Annotated in this window: 16 protein-coding genes and 1 pseudogene; 8 read left to right on the top strand and 9 right to left on the bottom strand. The window is 57.4% G+C overall.

Annotation, left to right across the window (positions count from 1 at the left end; genetic code table 11):
- Position 1: 1 nt before the first annotated feature.
- From IM271_RS03800 to IM271_RS03810, 3 genes are all read left to right on the top strand, one after another.
- Positions 2-355: a DsrE/DsrF/TusD sulfur relay family protein gene (locus IM271_RS03800; protein WP_193052195.1), complete on the top strand. Its 354-nt coding sequence runs from the start codon at positions 2-4 to the stop codon at positions 353-355.
- A 106-nt stretch (positions 356-461) separates the two neighbouring features.
- On the top strand, positions 462-2246 hold the full coding sequence (locus tag IM271_RS03805) for a methyl-accepting chemotaxis protein (protein ID WP_193052196.1): 1785 nt from the start codon (positions 462-464) through the stop codon (positions 2244-2246).
- A gap of 194 nt (positions 2247-2440) precedes the next feature.
- Complete coding sequence (locus IM271_RS03810) at positions 2441-2680, top strand: DUF1883 domain-containing protein (RefSeq protein WP_013096243.1); 240 nt, start codon at positions 2441-2443, stop codon at positions 2678-2680.
- 29 nt (positions 2681-2709) lie between these two features.
- Here IM271_RS03810 and IM271_RS03815 read toward each other — a convergent pair whose 3' ends face one another.
- Complete coding sequence (locus tag IM271_RS03815; RefSeq protein WP_193052197.1) at positions 2710-3405, bottom strand: gamma-glutamylcyclotransferase; 696 nt, start codon at positions 3403-3405, stop codon at positions 2710-2712.
- 177 nt (positions 3406-3582) lie between these two features.
- On the bottom strand, positions 3583-3813 hold the full coding sequence (gene chaB / locus IM271_RS03820; protein WP_014884191.1) for a putative cation transport regulator ChaB: 231 nt from the start codon (positions 3811-3813) through the stop codon (positions 3583-3585).
- 269 nt (positions 3814-4082) lie between these two features.
- Here chaB and chaA point away from each other — a divergent pair, with 269 nt between their 5' ends.
- Positions 4083-5183 carry a sodium-potassium/proton antiporter ChaA gene (chaA, locus tag IM271_RS03825; protein WP_193052198.1) on the top strand — a complete coding sequence of 367 codons (1101 nt, stop codon included), beginning with the start codon at positions 4083-4085 and terminating at the stop codon, positions 5181-5183.
- A 74-nt stretch (positions 5184-5257) separates the two neighbouring features.
- Here chaA and kdsA read toward each other — a convergent pair whose 3' ends face one another.
- From kdsA to hemA, 6 genes and pseudogenes are all read right to left on the bottom strand, one after another.
- The gene (gene kdsA, locus IM271_RS03830; protein ID WP_028013459.1) at positions 5258-6112 is read right to left on the bottom strand and encodes a 3-deoxy-8-phosphooctulonate synthase; all 855 of its coding nucleotides are present in this window, start codon (positions 6110-6112) and stop codon (positions 5258-5260) included.
- 36 nt (positions 6113-6148) lie between these two features.
- A complete protein-coding gene (gene sirB1 / locus IM271_RS03835) occupies positions 6149-6958 on the bottom strand; it encodes an invasion regulator SirB1 (RefSeq protein ID WP_028013460.1) in 810 nt (269 codons plus the stop codon).
- A gap of 41 nt (positions 6959-6999) precedes the next feature.
- Positions 7000-7083: pseudogene (locus tag IM271_RS20165) on the bottom strand (siroheme synthase); the annotation flags it as partial.
- Between the two features lie 8 nt (positions 7084-7091).
- The gene (gene prmC, locus IM271_RS03840; protein ID WP_193052199.1) at positions 7092-7922 is read right to left on the bottom strand and encodes a peptide chain release factor N(5)-glutamine methyltransferase; all 831 of its coding nucleotides are present in this window, start codon (positions 7920-7922) and stop codon (positions 7092-7094) included.
- The gene (gene prfA, locus IM271_RS03845) at positions 7922-9004 is read right to left on the bottom strand and encodes a peptide chain release factor 1 (protein WP_021240360.1); all 1083 of its coding nucleotides are present in this window, start codon (positions 9002-9004) and stop codon (positions 7922-7924) included. The genes prmC and prfA overlap by 1 nt, the downstream gene beginning before the upstream one ends.
- A 41-nt stretch (positions 9005-9045) precedes the next feature.
- Positions 9046-10302 (bottom strand): glutamyl-tRNA reductase, encoded by a 1257-nt coding sequence (hemA, locus tag IM271_RS03850; RefSeq protein WP_021240361.1) that lies wholly within the window; start codon positions 10300-10302, stop codon positions 9046-9048.
- A 201-nt stretch (positions 10303-10503) separates the two neighbouring features.
- Between hemA and lolB the strand changes: the two genes are divergently transcribed.
- From lolB to dauA, 4 genes are all read left to right on the top strand, one after another.
- Entirely contained in the window at positions 10504-11115 is a 612-nt protein-coding gene (gene lolB / locus IM271_RS03855) for a lipoprotein insertase outer membrane protein LolB (RefSeq protein WP_028013462.1), read from the top strand.
- Positions 11112-11981 carry a 4-(cytidine 5'-diphospho)-2-C-methyl-D-erythritol kinase gene (gene ispE / locus IM271_RS03860; RefSeq protein ID WP_028013463.1) on the top strand — a complete coding sequence of 290 codons (870 nt, stop codon included), beginning with the start codon at positions 11112-11114 and terminating at the stop codon, positions 11979-11981. Before lolB ends, ispE begins: the two co-directional genes overlap by 4 nt.
- Positions 11982-12106: 125 nt before the next feature.
- Positions 12107-13054, top strand: a complete 948-nt coding sequence (gene prs, locus IM271_RS03865; RefSeq protein ID WP_003856663.1) for a ribose-phosphate diphosphokinase — start codon at positions 12107-12109, stop codon at positions 13052-13054.
- Positions 13055-13178: 124 nt separating this feature from the next.
- Positions 13179-14858, top strand: coding sequence for a C4-dicarboxylic acid transporter DauA (gene dauA, locus IM271_RS03870; RefSeq protein WP_193052200.1), 1680 nt, complete (start codon positions 13179-13181; stop codon positions 14856-14858).
- Here the strand turns inward: dauA and IM271_RS03875 are convergent.
- Positions 14844-15902 (bottom strand): MerR family transcriptional regulator, encoded by a 1059-nt coding sequence (locus tag IM271_RS03875; protein ID WP_193052201.1) that lies wholly within the window; start codon positions 15900-15902, stop codon positions 14844-14846. The genes dauA and IM271_RS03875 overlap by 15 nt on opposite strands.
- Positions 15903-16002: the final 100 nt, after the last annotated feature.

A 16002-nucleotide genomic window follows, 5' to 3' on the forward strand; every position in this document is an offset into this window, starting at 1 on the left:
CATGCAGAAGATTGTGATCGTCGCCAACGGTGCGGCCTACGGCAGCGAATCCCTTTTCAACAGCCTGCGCCTGGCGATCGCGCTACGCGAAAAAGAGAGCGACCTGGTACTGCGGATATTTTTAATGTCCGACGCCGTCACCGCCGGGCTGAAGGGTCAAAAACCGGCGGAAGGCTACAACATTCAGCAGATGCTGGAGATCCTGACCGCGCAGGACGTGCCGGTAAAACTCTGTAAGACCTGCACCGACGGGCGGGGCGTTACCGGGCTGCCGCTGATCGAGGGCGTAGAAATCGGTACGCTGGTTGAACTGGCCGGATGGACGCTGACCGCGGATAAAGTATTAACTTTTTAATAATAAACTCGTAAAAATATTATTTTCTTATGGACGCGGTTTCAGCATCAAGTTTACCTGCGGGGTTGCCGATAGGCATGGAAACAACACAGCAGGTATTTCACTTATGTTCAGATCCATTCGCGCACGCATTATCGCCGCGACGACAGGCTGCCTCGTCGTCGCCCTTCTTCTCAATACCGTAATTAACTTCCAGGTCACGCGCCAGGATAACCAGCACTCCCAGCGCGATATTCTGACCAGCACCCGCGCCAGCCACAACATGGCGATTGCCGACTGGGTCAAAAGCAAAATGACGGTGATTTCCTCCGCGCAGAGCATCGCGCTGGCTGACGATCCGGTTCCGGTGTTTAAGCAGCTTGCCCAGGCGGGCGGTTTCACCAACGTTTACGTGGGCTACGCCAGCAAGACGGCGAAATTCTCCGACCCGACAGGCGTCCCGGCGGATTATGACCCCACCGTTCGTCCCTGGTATCAACAGGTGGTGAGCACGGACGGCCCGGTGGTAACGGCACCCTACGTTGATGCCGGGACCGGGAAGCTGGTGGTCACGTTTGCCCTGCCGGTCAAGGAGAATGGCGCTCTGAAAGCGGTGGTGGCGGGCGATGTCGCCATGGATAGCGTGGTGGCGAACGTGCGCGGGATCCACCCCACGCCGGCCAGCAGCGGGTTGCTTCTGAACAGCGACGGGACGGTGATTGCCGCCAACGAGCCGGCCCTGACGCTGAAGCCGTTTGCCGAGACGATCAAAGGCATCGACCTTGCGGCGCTGAAGAGCGGTAACCCGGTCGACGGAACGCTGAATGACGAGGAAAAAACCTTTATCGCCTCAGCCGTGCCGGGCACGAACTGGCTCCTGGTCGTCGCCCTCGACAGCAGCGATGCCACCTCCGGCATGCGTTCCCTGCTGAAAGCGTCGGCGATTTCGCTGGTGATCCTCGCACTCCTGAGCGGCGCCATTGTTCACGTCCTGATTGCCCGCCTGCTGAAGCGCCTGTCCGACATTCGCGACGCGATGCACAACATTGCCAACGGCACTAACGATCTGTCCCAGCGCCTGCCGGACAGCGGCGATGACGAAGTGGCGCAAATTGCGCAGGCGTTTAACGCCTTCAGCGATAAGCTCTCGGTGGTAATGGTTCAGCTCCGCGACGCCAGCGCCTCGGTGAAAAACGCCGCGCAGGAGATTGCGGCAGGTAACCAGGATCTTTCAGGCCGTACCGAGCAGGCGGCGTCCAGCCTTCGCGAAACCGCCAGCGCCGTGGAAGAGATCACCGCCTCTGTCACCCAGTCGAATGAATCGGCAGCAGAAGCCAACGACCAGGCCAGCAAGGCCTCTGCGGCCGCAGCGCGCGGCGGTGAAGTGGTTTCGCAGGCCATCAGCACCATGCAGTCTATCGAAGTGGCGTCCGCTAAGATTGGCGATATCACCAGCGTGATCGACGGCATCGCCTTCCAGACCAACATTCTGGCGCTGAACGCCTCCGTCGAGGCGGCGCGTGCCGGTGAGCAGGGCCGCGGGTTCGCCGTGGTTGCCGGTGAAGTGCGGAACCTCGCCAGCCGCAGCGCCCAGGCGGCGAAAGAGATCAAATCGCTTATCGACTCCACCACCGACAGCGTGGCCACCGGCTCGCGCTACGTGCATCTGGCCGGGGAAAGCATGGATGAGATCCGCTCCAGCATCGGCAGCGTCTCCGGCATCATGCGCGAGATCTCGATTGCCACCAGCGAGCAGATGAAAGGCATTCACGAGATCAACCACGCGGTGACCCATCTCGACAGAATGGTGCAGCAGAATGCCGAGCTGGTGGTGCAGTCCGCCGCGGCCGCCAGCGCATTGCAAAGCCAGGCGGGCGACCTTGCTGAAACCGCCGGCCATTTCCGCATTTAATTTTCTTCAGGCGCGCGTTAAACAGGGTAAACGCGCGTCAGCTGAAAGGTTTCAGGAATTTTGTCATTTTTGTTTAATCGTTATGCCATTTTTTGATCAAAATCAGCATCCCTCGCTCCCCGCTTTGGTGTTATGCAATGAGTATTTTGTGAACAACATCACGCTCGGGATGGGCAAAATCGACGGGGTAGAAAATGGCACTGGTGAAAACAAGTTTGAAACTGTTTGGCGGGGATACGGTGGTGGTGCGTTGCTCAGAGCGCTGTCGTATTCATCTGATGAGTGCGAAAGCACAGAAGCAATCCCAGGCGGATATTCTGACCGTGCAGGATGACAAGGCCTGGCTTACCGTGCCGTATACCGGCACGTGGGATGTGCTGATCGACAGCCACAGCCAGTCGCTGGAGCATTCGGTCAGCTACGTGGCAGCGTAATTTAAACGCCCGGCTCGCCGGGCGTATTCTCAGGCAAAACCCGGTCGCAGCGTGCTGTTGAGCGGGTTCCCTTCCAGCAGCGCCTTCACTTTCACCACCAGCTCATTCAGACAATCGTCCTGCATGCCGAGGCGGGTCAGCTCCTGATCGAGGGAGAAGAGATATTGCGCGTTGGTGCCCAGCGGCCCGCTGGCGGCGGCAATTAACGGGGCAATCACCTGCGTGCGGGTGTCCGCTTCATACAGCGGGTGGCGCGGATCCATAATAAATACCAGCGCGTTAACGGTGCGCCCGTCGTCGAGCTCCAGCTTGCACCAGCTCGGCATATAGCAGCCGGTGATCATCTCGCGCTTCCAGAGCAGCGTCAGCTCCTCTTCGAGCGTGGCATCCGGAAGGCGATACGCGACGCCCGTAGTGCGTCCGCCCTTTTTTAGTGCAAGCATGCGCCCTGGCTGACAGGCGCTGCCGCGTCCGGCCGTCAGGCGCAGGCAAAATGCGCGATGCCAGCCGGGCAGCGTGCCGGTTGCCGATTCAACAAATTCGAGAGCCGGGTTCCACATCAGTGAACCGTAGCCAAAAATCCATACCGGGCCATCATCCGGGCGGCAGGCAAGCGTGGCAGCGAGCGACGCCGCACGTTGTTCAGCTGACCAGAGAAGCGATTCCTCAATAGCACCAAATGCCGTCTTACAATCTGCCTTCATTAAGAAATCACGCGTTAACACTTTCTACCTCCGCCACTGCATGCTTCCTTGCGACATCTGTAATTCGCCTTCCCGGCATTCTGTGCTGGTCATTTTGCCAGCAGTCAAATTACGATAAGCAATTAGCGGACCAGTTGCAATACAACGGCAGTTCAACCGCCTGAAAAGTCAAAATGAAGGCAGCGAATAATTTCACGGCTATTTCTTCTTATGCCATTTATCATCGTCTCCTTTCTCATAGTCATGTTTTACTGCGGCCCAGGCGACCTTGTGCGCCGTCTCTTCCCGGCTGGCATCATCCCGCCGATCGTCTTTATCTTTGTACTGATCCCAGGCGCTGTTAAACGCTTCTTTGTAGATATCCTGCGCGTGTTCGGGCAGGACGTTTTTCACGTTATCGGGTAATTCGCGTTTCGTTTTATATGGCATCACTAACCTCTCTTTTGCCTAAAGAGTTAAGTGTGGACGACGATACGCCGGTGTGCCAGCCGGTCATAAACAATGAACGGATGAATTTCATAATTCATTGTTATTAAATATATATTTAAAAGAAATATCTTATTATAGGCATTAAACATGAAAACCATAACAAAGGGTAAAATTAAGTAAAAAATAAAGGTTATTTAACAGATTTCTGTTAATTTAATGCCCTTAAAATCTATCTATAATTACAAGCACCTGCATTGATGGAGAAGCACATGACAGCAACACACGAGGCGGTAAAGACCCGCCACAAGGAGACGTCTCTCATTTTCCCGGTTCTGGCACTGGCTGTGCTGCTCTTCTGGGGAAGCAGCCAGTCACTGCCAGTGGTGGTTGGTATCAATATTCTTGCCCTGGTCGGTATCTTAACCAGCGCGTTTAGCGTCGTTCGCCATGCGGACGTATTAGCCCACCGCCTGGGCGAGCCTTACGGCTCTTTAATTCTCAGCCTTTCCGTCGTTATTCTCGAAGTCAGCCTGATTTCCGCGTTGATGGCAACCGGCGATGCCGCCCCGACCCTGATGCGCGATACGCTTTACTCCATCATTATGATTGTGACGGGCGGCCTGGTAGGCTTCTCTCTGTTACTGGGCGGACGCAAATTTGCGACCCAGTACATGAATCTTTTCGGCATTAAACAGTATCTGATCGCCCTCTTCCCGCTGGTAATTATCGTGCTGGTCTTCCCGATGGCGCTGCCGGGCGCAAACTTCTCCACCGGCCAGTCGCTGCTGGTCGCGCTGATTTCCGCCGCCATGTACGGCGTGTTCCTGCTCATTCAGACCAAAACGCACCAGAGCCTGTTTGTGTATGAGCATGAAGACGACAGCGACGACGATGACCCGCACCACGGTAAACCGTCGGCCCACAGCAGCGCGTGGCACACGGTTTGGCTGATCGTGCATCTGATTGCGGTGATTGCCGTCACCAAGATGAACGCCAACCCGCTGGAGACGCTGTTAACCGAGCTGAACGCGCCGGTGGCCTTTACCGGTTTCCTGGTGGCGCTGCTGATCCTCTCCCCTGAGGGTTTAGGTGCGCTGAAGGCGGTGCTGAACAATCAGGTGCAGCGTGCGATGAATCTGTTCTTCGGCTCCGTGCTGGCGACCATTTCACTCACCGTACCGGTGGTGACGCTGATCGCCTTTATGACCGGTAACGAGCTGCAGTTTGCGCTGGGCGCACCGGAGATGATTGTGATGGTGGCCTCGCTGCTGCTGTGCCAGATTTCATTCTCCACTGGCCGCACCAATGTACTGAACGGCGCGGCGCATATGGCGCTGTTTGCAGCGTATTTGATGACGATCTTTGCATAGTCTTTTTGCCCAGCGGCGCTGCGCTTACCCGGCAATATGTCCCATAAAAAAACCCGCCGAAGCGGGTTTTTTTATTAGTTGCTGGTATCCAGCTCGTCGAAGCTTTTCACCAGATCGTCAATCGCTTTGATCTGCTTCAGGAACGGCTCCAGCTTATCCAGAGGCAGCGCGGATGGGCCATCGCATTTCGCGTTAGCCGGATCCGGGTGCGCTTCAATGAACAGACCTGCCAGGCCGGTCGCCATACCGGCGCGCGCCAGCTCGGTCACCTGAGCACGACGGCCGCCAGAGGCTGCACCAAACGGGTCGCGGCACTGCAGCGCGTGGGTCACGTCAAAGATCACCGGCGACTGGTTAGAGACGTTCTTCATCACGCTGAAGCCCAGCATGTCCACAACCAGGTTGTCGTAACCAAAGTTAGCGCCACGGTCGCACAGAATAATCTTGTCGTTACCGCCTTCGATAAACTTATCAACGATGTTACCCATCTGGCCAGGGCTCACGAACTGCGGTTTTTTCACGTTGATCACGGCACCGGTTTTCGCCATCGCGGCAACCAGGTCGGTCTGACGCGCCAGGAACGCCGGAAGCTGGATTACGTCTACCACGTCTGCCACAGGCTGCGCCTGCCAGGACTCATGCACGTCGGTGATCACTTTCACGCCAAACGTCTGCTTCAGCTCCTGGAAAATTTTCATCCCCTCTTCCAGGCCAGGGCCACGGTAAGAGTTGATGGAGGAGCGGTTGGCTTTGTCAAAAGAGGCTTTAAACACGTACGGAATGCCCAGCTTCTGGGTCACGGTCACGTAGTGCTCGCAGATACGCATGGCGAGATCGCGGGACTCCAGCACGTTCATACCGCCAAACAGCACGAACGGCAGGTCGTTTGCTACCTTGATATCACCAATGCTAACCACTTTTTGTTTCATAGGATCGCCTTATTCAGGTGTGAATCGGAATTAAGATTAATGCAGTGTAATTTGTTTGTGCGAAATCGCGTTGATCTGCGCGCGAATCATTTCGCTAATCGGATCTTCCGGGCACTGCTCGACGAAATAGCTCAGATCGTTCAGCGCCACGTGCTCGCAGTCGAGCTGGGCATAGATAAGCCCGCGGTCGCGAATTTCGTACGGATCTTCCGGATTAAACTGCAGCAGTACTTCACTGGCACGCAAGGCCAGCTCCATCTGACGCTCTTCCATCAGTGCTGACTTCAGCGTATCCAGCAGCTTGCGAATGACTTCGGCGTTGTCGGCTTCGTCGAGATCTTCGTTAAAGAGCTCGGCCACCGGGCTGATGTTGCCCTTCAGCCAGACGTCCAGCGTATGCTCATCCAGCGTATCGCCGTTAAACGGATTAATGAGCCACATCTCACCGTCCAGCCACTCCGCACGCAGGATCATCTGCGTCGGGAAAATAACCGGCACCAGCGGAATATCCAGGCGGTGCGCAACCCACAGCAAAATAGAGCCCAGCGCAACGGCGCTGCCCTGACGATTTTTTAAGACCTGGTCCAGCCATAATGCGTCAGACAGGCGATACACGCCACGCGTGTCGCAGAAACCCCATTCGCCGTAGAAAAGCTCCAGAAGCTTCTCTAATTGCCAGTCCTGCGGGCGCGCCTGATTGATCTCTTCACGCGCCAGGCTGACCAGATTCTCCAGCTCATCGTAGACGTACTGCGACGTAAAATCGTCGCGTATCATCTCAGAAATCAGGATCATGCCATCGCAAAGCGGCACTTTATTAAATTCGAAATCGGCTAAGGACCTCATGACTTACCCCAGTAACGACTGAGCGAACAATGACGCTCAGGCGCGATAAAACTCAAAACGATGTAGATGATAACGCCAAACTGCCTTTCAGTCAGCCTTACGCCTTTATCAGTAAATGGCAGATACCCGGATCTCAAGACCACTGCCCCAGCGTCAGGCGTTCGTTGCCGCCGTAGTCGCGGCAGGTTTCGACAGCGGCGTAGCCTGCCTGGGTAAACAGTGCCCGCACGGATTCTCCCTGCGTCCAGCCATGCTCCACGAGCAGCCAGCCGCCGGGAAGCAAATGCTCCCGTGACGTTGTCACAATGTGATCAAGATCGGCTAATCCCGCGTTGGCGGCCACAAGCGCCGTCAGCGGTTCGAAGCGAACATCTCCCTGCGCAAGATGCGGATCATGTTCGTCAATGTAAGGAGGATTGCTGACAATCATCGCAAATGAGCGGTTCTCCAGCGCGGCAAACCAGCTGCTTTGCAGCACCGTTACGTTGCTGAGCCCGAGACGTTCCACATTACGCAGCGCCAGCGCCACCGCGTCGGGCATCACATCCACTGCCGTCACATCGCAGTCAGGCCGCTCGCTGGCCAGCGCCAGCGCGATAGCACCGGTGCCAGTACCGAGATCGAGAATGCGGCAGGCCGCTGCGGGTAAACGTGCCAGCGCCTGCTCCACCAGACACTCGGTATCCGGACGCGGAATCAGCGTTGCCGACGAGACGTAAAGCGGTAGCGACCAGAACTCGCGCTCACCGACAAGGTGCGCCACCGGCTCGCCGTTTTTACGGCGGGCAAGCAGCGCGGCGAGCCGTGCTTCCTGCTCTGCAGTTAGCTCAGTTTCGCCGAATGCCAGCAGGTACGTGCGGGCTTTACCCGTCACATGCTCAAGCAAAATTTCGGCGTCGCGCTTCGGGCTTTCGCTTTTGCAAAGCTCACCGGCCGCCTCGCGTAACCAGCGCTGAAAATCCATTATTCCTGCTCGGACAGCGCCGCCAGCTGGTCGGCCTGGTATTCCTGCACGATAGGCTCAATCAGCATATCCAGCTTCCCTTCCATCACCTCGTCCAGACGGTACAGGGTCAGGTTGATGCGGTGGTCGGTCACGCGCCCCTGAGGGAAGTTGTAGGTGCGGTTACGGTCGCTGCGATCGCCGCTGCCCAGCAGGTTACGACGCGTAGAGGCTTCCGCCTGCTGACGTTTCGCCATTTCCGCCGCGTGGATGCGCGCGCCCAGCACGGACAACGCTTTGGCTTTGTTTTTGTGCTGCGAACGTTCGTCCTGACACTCCACCACGATGCCGGTCGGCAGGTGGGTAATACGGATGGCGGAGTCGGTGGTGTTAACGTGCTGACCGCCCGCCCCGGAGGAGCGGAAGGTATCAATACGCAGGTCCGCCGGGTTGATGTCCGGCAGTTCCGCTTCCGGCAGCTCCGGCATCACCGCCACCGTACAGGCGGAGGTATGAATACGGCCCTGAGATTCGGTGGCCGGAACGCGCTGCACGCGGTGACCGCCGGATTCAAACTTGAGACGACCGTATACGCCGTCGCCGCTGATCTTGGCGATAACCTCTTTGTAGCCGCCATGTTCGCCTTCGTTGGCGCTCATGATCTCCACGCGCCAGCGGCGCGATTCGGCGTAGCGGCTGTACATGCGGAACAGATCCCCGGCAAAGAGCGCCGCTTCGTCACCGCCGGTACCGGCGCGCACTTCGACAAACGCGTTACGTTCATCGTCCGGATCTTTCGGCAGGAGCAGCACCTGAAGCTGCTGCTCCATCTCTTCGGAACGCGCTTTTGCATCCTGCAGCTCTTCCTGCGCCATCTCGCGCATCTCAGGATCGTCGAGCATCATCTGCGCGGTTTCAATATCTTCCTGAACCTGTCGCCAGTCGGTAAAGCATTTTGATACATCACTCAACTGCGCATATTCACGCGAAAGCGCGCGAAAACGTTCCTGGTCTGCGATAGTCCCGGCATCGCCGAGCAGCGCCTGTACTTCTTCATGGCGCTCGTGCAGAGCTTCCAGTTTAGCGACGATAGAAGGCTTCATAGGCGTAAGTGCACCTTGTCTTAGAAAATGGGTATAGGGCGCTATTCCAGCCCGAGGCTGTTGCGCAGAATAGTCAGGCGTTCATCATCCCCGTCACGGGCAGCCTGTTGAAGAGATTTGGTTGGCGCATGGATCAGGCGGTTGGTCAGCTTCCACGCCAGATCCTGCATAATCGCCTGCGCGTCGCCGCCCTGTTCCAGGGCCGCTAACGCTTTGGCAGTCAGGTCATCACGCACCTGCTCCGCCTGTCCGCGATACTCGCGGATGGTCTCGCTGACGCTTTGCGCGCGCAGCCAGGCCATAAATTCGCTGGTTTCCTGCTCAACAATGGTTTCCGCCTGCACCGCCGCCGCTTTACGCTGGGCGAGGTTGTGCGAAATGATGCTTTGCAGGTCATCCACGCTGTAAAGATAGGCGTTAGCCAGCTTGCCAACCTCTGGCTCAACATCGCGCGGGACGGCGATATCCACCAGCAGCATCGGCTGATTACGGCGGGACTTCAGCGCACGCTCCACCATCCCTTTGCCGATAATCGGCAGCGGGCTGGCGGTAGAGCTGATAATAATGTCCGCCTCTTTCAGACGTTCATCAATATCGCTCAGCGCAACCACCTCGGCACCCACTTCGTCCGCCAGCACCTGCGCGCGTTCGCGGGTGCGGTTCGCGATAATCATCTTTTTCACTTTATGCTCGCGCAGATGGCGCGCCACAAGCTCGATGGTTTCGCCCGCGCCTACCAGCATCACGGTGACGGTCGACAGGGATTCAAAGATTTGCCGTGCAAGGGTACATGCCGCGAAAGCAACAGAAACCGCACTGGCACCAATGTCGGTTTCGGTTCGCACACGCTTCGCCACGGAGAAGGACTTCTGGAACATACGCTCCAGCTCGCTGGCCTTGAGATGCCCTTTCTGGGAATCTGCGAAGGCTTTTTTTACCTGGCCGAGGATCTGCGGTTCGCCCAGCACCAGCGAATCCAGACCGCTGGCGACGCGCATCAGATGGCTGACCGCATCGTTATCCTGATGCCAGTACAGGCTGTTGCGCAGCTCGTCTTCGTTGAGATTGTGGTAGTCACATAGCCAGCGGATCAGCGCGTCGTGCAGGTTATCCTGCTCTTCCACGCTCAAATACAGCTCGGTACGGTTGCACGTCGAAAGCACCACGCCACCCTGCACCATCGGCTGTGCAAGCAGGCTGTCCAGCGCCAGGTCAAGCGTATCCGGCGAAAACGTAACGCGTTCTCGCAGCGAAACCGGGGCCGTTTTGTGGTTGATGCCGAGTGCTAATAGGGTCATGTTGAGCGGGAGTAGTACCAGCGTTAATAAGGTTAGCAGGACGCATCATACAGGATGCGCGAGATCAATAAAAGAGACCGCCTCCTTTCGGAGTAATAGGTTACTCAACGCTTTGAGATAATTTGAACGTAGACGGTAGCACTGCGGGGCGCTAGCATTAACAGTTATAACTGCAACGTATCTCAAGGATTTGTCCTCATTATGACCCGACTGATTCGCCTGCTGCCGCTGGCAGCACTGGTTCTGACCGCCTGTACTGTCACCCAACCAAAAGGCCCGGGCAAAAGCCCTGATTCACCGCAGTGGCGTCAGCACCAGCAGGACGTCCTTAATTTGAAGCAGTACCAGACGCGCGGCGCCTTCGCGTATCTCTCTGACGAACAAAAGGTTTATGCCCGCTTCTTCTGGCAGCAAACGGGGCAGGACAACTATCGCCTGCTGCTGCTGAACCCGCTTGGCAGCACCGAGCTGGAGCTTATCGCCAAACCGGGCGAAGCGCAGATCACCGATAACAAAGGCCAGCACTATACGGCGACCGATGCTGAAGAGATGATTGGCAAGCTGACCGGGATGCCAATTCCGCTGAACAGCCTGCGCCAGTGGATCCTCGGCCTGCCGGGCGAAGCGACCGACTATACGCTTGACGATCAATACCGTCTGAGCCAGGTCAACTACACCCAGAACGGCAAAACCTGGAAAGTGGTGTACAGCGCCTATGACAGCAAAAGTAAACCGTCGCTGCCATCAAACATGGAGCTGACCCAGGGCAGCCAGCGCATCAAGCTGAAAATGGACAACTGGATCGTTAAATGATGACCCACTGGCCTTCTCCGGCAAAACTGAACCTGTTTTTATACATCACCGGCCAGCGTGCTGACGGCTATCACACTCTGCAGACGCTGTTTCAGTTTATTGACTATGGCGACACGATTGCCATCGAGCCGCGTCAGGATGGGCAGATTTGCCTGCTGACGCCGGTCGACGGCGTGGCGCATGAGGACAACCTGATCGTCCGCGCCGCGCGCCTGCTGATGAAAGCCGCCGCAGAATCGGGCCGTCTGCCGGCGGGAAGCGGTGCGGATATCCGCATTGAGAAGCGTCTGCCGATGGGTGGCGGTCTCGGCGGGGGCTCATCCAACGCCGCCACCGTGCTGGTTGCGCTGAACCACCTCTGGGGCTGCGGGCTGTCGACGGATGAACTGGCTGGTTTGGGCTTAACGCTGGGCGCAGATGTCCCTGTGTTTGTTCGCGGCCACGCGGCCTTTGCTGAGGGCGTGGGCGAGATCCTTTCCCCGGTCAACCCGCCGGAAAAATGGTATCTGGTTGCCCACCCCGGCGTGAGCATTCCGACCCCGGTCATCTTTAAAGATCCTGACCTGAAAAGAAATACCCCGGTACGGTCAATAGAAACGTTATTAAATTGTGAATTCAGCAACGATTGCGAGGATATCGCAAGAAAACGTTTTCGCGAGGTTGATGCGGTGCTTTCCTGGCTGTTAGAATACGCGCCGTCGCGCCTGACCGGTACAGGGGCCTGTGTCTTTGCTGAATTTGACACCGAATCCGCCGCCCGTCAGGTGCTTGAGCAAGCGCCGGATTGGCTGCATGGTTTTGTAGCGCGCGGGATGAACACCTCCCCCCTACAGCAGGCCATTCTGGCGCAGACTGAGTTTCGGTGACAACGTCACCCTGTTCCAGACGTTGCATCGCGCTCTTTAATACACCGCCTGGATAGCCTTCGCTTAGGCCCCGCAGTTTGCGGCGAACGCTATCCACCACTGGACGCATGCCTGAGGTTCTTCTCGTGCCTGATATGAAGCTTTTTGCTGGTAACGCCACCCCGGAACTAGCACAACGTATTGCCAACCGCCTGTACACTTCCCTCGGCGACGCCGCCGTAGGTCGCTTTAGCGACGGCGAAGTCAGCGTACAAATCAACGAAAATGTACGCGGTGGTGATATTTTCATCATCCAGTCCACCTGTGCTCCAACAAACGACAACCTGATGGAACTGGTTGTTATGGTCGACGCTCTGCGTCGCGCTTCCGCAGGCCGTATCACTGCTGTTATCCCTTACTTTGGTTATGCCCGCCAGGACCGTCGCGTCCGTTCCGCGCGTGTGCCAATCACCGCAAAAGTTGTCGCTGACTTCCTGTCCAGCGTCGGCGTTGACCGCGTACTGACCGTTGACCTGCACGCAGAGCAGATCCAGGGCTTCTTCGACGTCCCGGTTGATAACGTATTCGGCAGCCCAATCCTGCTGGAAGACATGCTGCAGCTGAACCTGGACAACCCAATCGTGGTTTCTCCGGACATCGGCGGCGTGGTCCGTGCCCGTGCTATTGCCAAGCTGCTGAACGATACCGACATGGCGATCATCGACAAGCGTCGTCCGCGCGCTAACGTTTCTCAGGTGATGCACATCATCGGTGACGTGGCTGGCCGCGACTGCGTGCTGGTTGACGACATGATCGATACCGGCGGTACGCTGTGTAAAGCCGCTGAAGCGCTGAAAGAGCGCGGTGCCAAGCGCGTGTTCGCTTACGCGACCCATCCGATTTTCTCCGGTAATGCCGTGAACAACCTGCGCAATTCCGTCATTGACGAAGTTGTGGTATGCGATACCATCCCACTGAGCGACGAGATCAAGGCACTGCCAAACGTGCGTACCCTGACCCTGTCCGGGATGCTGGCCGAAGCGATTCGTCGTATCAGCAACGAAGAATCCATCTCTGCAATGTTCGAACACTAATCGAACACGGCCAAAAAACCCGCTGCGGCGGGTTTTTTTGTCTCTGGGTTTTATTTGTATGATTAATGCCTCCTTCACCTGCCATTCATATGACAGATGATGCGCACACGGATGATAGATAATTGTGAAAAACGTAGCCTCCTCACATGTTCTGCCCTTTCGCGCCCTCATCGACGCCTGCTGGAAAGAGAAGTACACCTCGTCACGCTTTATCCGTGACCTGATTGCCGGGATCACCGTCGGAATTATTGCCATCCCGCTGGCGATGGCGCTGGCGATTGGCAGCGGCGTTGCGCCACAGTACGGTCTGTATACCTCGGCCGTTGCCGGGATTGTTATTGCCCTGACGGGCGGCTCGCGCTTCAGCGTCTCCGGCCCGACCGCCGCCTTTGTGGTGATCCTCTACCCGGTTTCACAACAGTTTGGTCTGGCAGGCCTGCTGGTTGCCACCCTGATGTCCGGCGTCTTTTTGATTCTGTTCGGTCTGGCCCGTTTTGGTCGCCTGATTGAATATATTCCCCTTTCCGTGACGCTGGGGTTCACCTCGGGGATTGGGATCACCATCGGAACCATGCAGATCAAAGATTTTCTCGGTCTGCAGATGCCCCACGTCCCGGAGCACTATTTACAAAAAGTGGGGGCGCTGTTTATGGCGCTGCCAACGGCCAACCTGGGCGACGCCGCCATCGGAATAGTCACCCTGGGGACGCTGATCGTCTGGCCTCGTCTCGGTATTCGCCTGCCGGGCCATCTGCCCGCCCTGCTGCTGGGCTGCGCGGTGATGGCTATCGTTAATATGTTCGGCGGTCATGTCGCGACTATCGGCTCGCAGTTCCACTATGTTCTGGCGGACGGTTCGCAGGGTAACGGCATTCCACAGCTGCTGCCGCAGCTGGTGCTGCCGTGGGACATGCCTGGTTCGAGCTTCACCCTGAGCTGGGATTCCCTTCGCGCCCTGCTGCCCGCCGCGTTCTCTATGGCGATGCTGGGAGCGATTGAATCCCTGCTTTGCGCCGTGGTGCTCGACGGCATGACCGGCACCAAGCACAAAGCCAACAGCGAACTGGTCGGTCAGGGCTTAGGCAACCTCATCGCACCGTTCTTTGGCGGGATTACCGCCACGGCAGCCATCGCCCGTTCTGCGGCAAACGTGCGCGCGGGGGCAACGTCACCCGTTTCGGCGGTTATCCACTCCGTGCTGGTGATTCTGGCGCTGCTGATCCTTGCCCCACTGCTCTCCTGGCTGCCGCTTTCCGGCATGGCCGCCCTGCTGCTGATGGTGGCCTGGAACATGAGCGAGGCGCACAAGGTGGTGAACCTGCTGCGTCGCGCGCCGAAAGACGACATCATCGTGATGCTAATCTGCATGTCTCTGACCGTGCTGTTCGATATGGTTATCGCCATCAGCGTCGGGATCGTGCTCGCGTCCCTGCTATTTATGCGCCGCATCGCGCAGATGACGCGCCTCTCGTCGGTAAACGTGGAGGTGCCTGAGGATGTGCTGGTGCTGCGCGTAATTGGCCCGCTATTCTTTGCCGCGGCGGAAGGGTTGTTCAGCGATCTGGAGTCCCGCATCGCGGGGAAACGGGTTGTGGTGCTGAAGTGGGATGCCGTCCCGGTGCTGGATGCCGGCGGTCTGGATGCCTTCCAGCGCTTTGTGAAACGTCTGCCGGAAGGCTGCGAGCTGCGGGTCAGCAACCTGGAATTCCAGCCCCTGCGCACCATGGCGCGTGCGGGCGTGCAGCCGATCCCTGGCCGCCTTGCCTTTTATCCTAACCGTGAAGCCGCGTTAGCGGATCTGTGAGTTACCTGATGCAGAGAAACGTCTCTGCATCATCACCCCGATCGCCTGCTGGAGCCATGCAAGCACGGCAGGCGTCATCCAGGTTCCTTTCATCAGATGCGGCTCCTGCTGCATAGCCGTACGAAACTTTTGCTGGGTCTCCGGGTTGGTGCCTGCGTAGGACTGGAACAATGCCAGCCAGTTTTCAGCCAGCTTTTGCGCCTCCTTCGAGTCAGGAGCGATATTGTCCCGCTGCGCCTGATGCAGTTTCGCCACCAGCGGCGGCCACTCCATCATGCGGTCAAAATAATGTGCCCGGGTAAAGGCCATCTCTTCGGCAGTGAGATACTTCTCCCATATGCTGAGCTTAGATTCCGCAAACGCCCGCGTGATGTAATCTGTCATCTCCGGGGTGATGCCGGTCTGCGCCTGCATCTGTGGCTCTACGCTGTGCATCTCGTTCAGCCGGGTGAGAAACTCCGGCTTGCCCGCCGTGTCCTGTTCAAGACGTTCCATCCAGCGGGTCGCCAGATCCATCGCCCGCGTGTCAGTAACGGGTATATCCTGTTCCAGCAGCGCGTTAGCCTCTGCCACCAGCCCTGACCAGATAGCCGCCAGCGCATCCTTCTGTACCGCAAACGGCAACTGCTGTAACTCTTCTTTGCTAAACCAGCGATCGTACATATTCATTAACTCCAGAGTCTGTAGCCAGGACTCCAGATCCGGCGTCGCATCGTCGGTAAGCCCGGTACGCAGCTCCACCAGCCGGTCGCGCAGCGTGTGTATGCTGCGCAGCTGTTTATCCAGCAGCGTGATTTGCGCATTGAGTAGCTCGGTCAACGACAGCGACTCCTTTTCCAGAAAATCCCTGATTTCGGCAAGTTCCAGCCCCGCTTTTGCCAGCGCCTGGATCATGTGCAGACGCTGGATATCCGCCAGGTTGTAAAGCCGGTAACCTGCCGCGCTTCTGGCAGAAGGCAGCAACAGCCCTGTTTGCTCGTAGTGATGCAATGTCCGCACGGTGATACCGGCTCGTTTCGCCAGCTCACCCACCTGAATCAACATAACTGCTCCTTTTTACTTTGCCAGTGCCACCACTCTGGAGCCTTACGTTACGTGAGGGTCAATATGCTATGCAAAAAAAAACGACTCCGGATGGAGTCGT

This window comes from Enterobacter cloacae complex sp. I3 (genome assembly GCF_014896175.1).
GTDB classification, from domain to species: domain Bacteria; phylum Pseudomonadota; class Gammaproteobacteria; order Enterobacterales; family Enterobacteriaceae; genus Enterobacter; species Enterobacter bugandensis.